This is a genomic window from Burkholderia sp. LMG 13014, assembly GCF_905232215.1.
Classification (GTDB): Bacteria; Pseudomonadota; Gammaproteobacteria; order Burkholderiales; family Burkholderiaceae; genus Burkholderia.
The window spans coordinates 1-3,152 of the sequence record NZ_CAJNKE010000654.1 but is presented as its reverse complement, the minus strand read 5'-3'; the positions used below and the strand labels follow the sequence as shown (position 1 = coordinate 3,152).

The window sequence follows — 3,152 nt, the reverse complement described above, 5'->3', positions numbered from 1 at the left end:
GCCGATCCGGTCGAGAACCCGCGCCAGGTCAGCGCGTATCACTATCCGGCGGAGTACGGCCCGCGTGCGCCGACGTTCGCGCGCGCAGCCGCATGGACGGAAGGCGACGCCGCGCCGGTGCTGTTCGTGTCGGGCACCGCGAGCATCGTCGGGCACCGCACCGTGCATCACGGCGACGTCGTCGCGCAAACGCGCGAGACGGTCGCGAACCTCGCGGCCGTGCTTGAGCAGGCCGCGCGCCAGGGGCACGGCCCGTTCTCGCTCGCCGACCTGAGCTATCGCGTCTACGTGCGCGACGCCGGCGACACCGCGGCGCTGGCCGCGATCGAGCGCGTGCTGAGCGAGGCGGCCGGCCCCGGCGTGCGGCCGCTCGTCGTCCATGCGGACGTGTGCCGCGACGACCTGCTGGTCGAGATCGAGGCCAGCGCGGGTCATGAGGAGGCGTGGCTGTCATGAAGCGAGAAAACCTCACGATCGAGCAACCGGCCCCGCACACGGGCGACGTCGACGAAGCCTGCCGACGGTCGCCGGCAAGTCATAAACTTTTGTCAGGATCCCCGTCTTCGCAATCGGCCGTTTCCATGTCCAAGCTGCACGCCTCGTCCACCCATCTCGTCCTGATTCCGAGCTACAACCCGGGCGTCAAGGTCGACACGACCGTCCGCAATGCCCGCGCGCAGTGGAATCCGGTGTGGGTCGTCGTCGACGGCAGCACCGACGGCAGCGCCGAACGGCTGCAGGCGATGGCCGAGCGCGACCCGGGGTTGCGCGTGATCGTGCTGCCGGAGAACCGCGGCAAGGGCGCCGCGGTGCTCGCCGGGCTCGACGCGGCGGCCGCGAGCGGCTTCACGCATGTGTTGACGATGGATTCCGACGGCCAGCATCCGGCCGACCTGATCCCCGCATTCATGGCCGCGTCGCAGGCCACGCCCGACGCGATGGTGCTGGGCGTGCCGAAGTTCGACGCGAGCGCGCCGCAGTTGCGCGTGCAGGGGCGCCGGCTGTCGAACGCATGGGCCGACCTCGAGACGCTGTGGGCCGGGATCGGCGATTCGCTGTACGGGTTTCGCGTGTATCCGGTCGCGCCGCTTGCCGCGATCATGCGCCGCCAGCCGTGGATGCGCGGCTTCGACTTCGATCCCGAGGCGGCCGTGCGGCTGTGCTGGGCCGGCGTGCGTCCGATCCGCATCGACGCGCCGGTGCGCTATTTCGGCCGGCACGAGGGCGGCGTCTCGCATTTCCACTACGGCCGTGACAACGCGCTGCTCGCGTGGATGCACCTGCGCCTGTTCATCGGCTTCGCGGTGCGGCTGCCGATGCTGGTCGCGCGGCGGCTGATGCGTCGCCGCGACCAGACCGCCTGAGCAGGCCCGGTTTCCATGCCGATCGTCGCCCGGTCGCGGCGATTGCGCCGCTTTTTGTCACCAATCCCGCGTCGGATTGCCGCTTCGTTTCAGTCCGACGAGTAATGAACGTGTCATCGGATGTAAACATCTGGTAATTTTCTGCCGGATTATGCAAAATCGCCGCTCCCAAATACAACTATCGAGGGATCCGGGATGCAACTCAAGAAAGCGGTGGCAGCGTGTGGCGTGGCGTTTCTGTTGAGCGCGTGCGGCGGAATTCAGAGCCTTGACGCGAACAGCCTGACGTCGGCGGGGACGAGCCTGTACAAGGCGGCGACGCTGTCGGATGCGGACATCGCCGCACTGTCGAACGACTCGTGCAAGGCGAGCGATGCCGAATCGAAGGTCGCGCCGGCGAACAGCGCGTACGCGAAGCGCCTGACGAAAGTGATGAAGGGCTTCGGCGACATGACGCTGAACAGCCAGAAGATCAACTACAAGGTCTACATGACCAAGGACGTCAACGCGTGGGCGATGGGCAACGGCTGCGTGCGCGTGTACAGCGGCCTGATGGACATGATGAACGACGACGAGTTGCGTGGCGTGATCGGCCATGAAATGGGCCACGTCGCCCTCGGCCACTCGAAGAAGGCGATGCAGACGGCCTACGCGGTCAGCGCGGCGCGCACCGCGGCTGGTGCGGCATCGCCGGGCGTGGCGGCACTGACGAGCTCGCAGCTCGGCGACATCACCGAGAAGTTCATCAACGCGCAGTTCTCGCAGTCGCAGGAAAGCGCGGCCGACGACTACTCGTTCGACCTGCTCAAGCAGAAGGGCATGAACCAGAAGGGTCTCGTCACGTCGTTCCAGAAGCTCGCGAAGCTGGACGGCGGCAAGAGCTCGATGATGGATTCGCACCCGTCGTCGGCGAGCCGCGCGCAGCACATCGAGGATCGCATCGCGAAGGGCAGCTGATCGCGCAACGGGTCGCCTGCAGAAGCGGGCGATCCAGCGACGAAATGAAAAACCCCACGCTCTTTCGGGCGTGGGGTTTTGTTTTGGGGCGTGCGCCGCTTACGGCACCATGCCCGGCAGCAGGTACGCCTGCGTGAGCGTGATCAACCCGACGATCACCGCGAACAGCAGGCTGTGCCGCACCGTGAAGCGGAACAGCTCCGACTCCTTGCCGACGAGGCCCGTCGCCGCGCAGGCGACCGCGATCGACTGCGGCGAAATCATCTTCGCGGTCACGCCGCCCGTCGTGTTCGCGGCCACCGCGAGCGTCTCGGGTACGCCGAGCTGATGGGCCGTGGCCTGCTGCAGCGAGCAGAACAGCGCATTCGACGACGTGTCCGAGCCCGTCAGGAACACGCCGAGCCAGCCGAGGAACGGCGAGAAGAACGGGAACGCGGCGCCGGTCGAGGCCAGCATCAGCGCGAGCGTCGACGACATCCCCGAATAGTTCGCGACGAACGCGAACGCGAGCACGAGGCCGATCGACAGGATCGGGCGCGTCAGCTCCTTCAGCGTCTCGCCGAACGTGACGAGCGCGTCGCGCGGCTTCATCCGCAGCAGCGCCATCGAGATCAGCGCGGTCACGAGGATCGCGCTGCCCACCGCCGACACGAGATCGATCTTCAGCACGGCCTCGAGCACCTTCGGCGTCGCGGCGATCGGCGCGGTCTTCACGACGAGCTGGTCGAGCCCTGCGACATGGAACTTCAGCACGGTCGACGCGAGCGCGCCGTGCGCGGCGAACAGCGCCTTGAACGGCGCGATGCTCCATACGGTGACGACGGCCGTCAG

The 3,152-nt window shown here is 67.4% G+C and carries 3 protein-coding genes and 1 pseudogene; 3 read left to right on the top strand and 1 reads right to left on the bottom strand.

Going from position 1 to position 3,152, the window contains the following annotated elements; genetic code table 11:
• The 3 genes and pseudogenes from JYJ84_RS32565 to JYJ84_RS32555 all read left to right on the top strand — a co-directional run.
• Positions 1-456 (top strand): annotated as a pseudogene (locus tag JYJ84_RS32565) (endoribonuclease L-PSP); the annotation flags it as partial.
• A gap of 125 nt (positions 457-581) precedes the next feature.
• Complete coding sequence (locus JYJ84_RS32560) at positions 582-1,364, top strand: glycosyltransferase family 2 protein (protein ID WP_122946268.1); 783 nt, start codon at positions 582-584, stop codon at positions 1,362-1,364.
• Positions 1,365-1,559: 195 nt separating this feature from the next.
• Complete coding sequence (locus JYJ84_RS32555; protein WP_175221634.1) at positions 1,560-2,321, top strand: M48 family metallopeptidase; 762 nt, start codon at positions 1,560-1,562, stop codon at positions 2,319-2,321.
• Between the two features lie 99 nt (positions 2,322-2,420).
• On the opposite strand, the gene JYJ84_RS32550 is transcribed toward JYJ84_RS32555, so the two are convergent.
• Positions 2,421-3,152, bottom strand: a 732-nt coding sequence (locus tag JYJ84_RS32550; RefSeq protein WP_205189982.1) for an L-lactate permease, incomplete at its 5' end; no start/stop codon positions are given.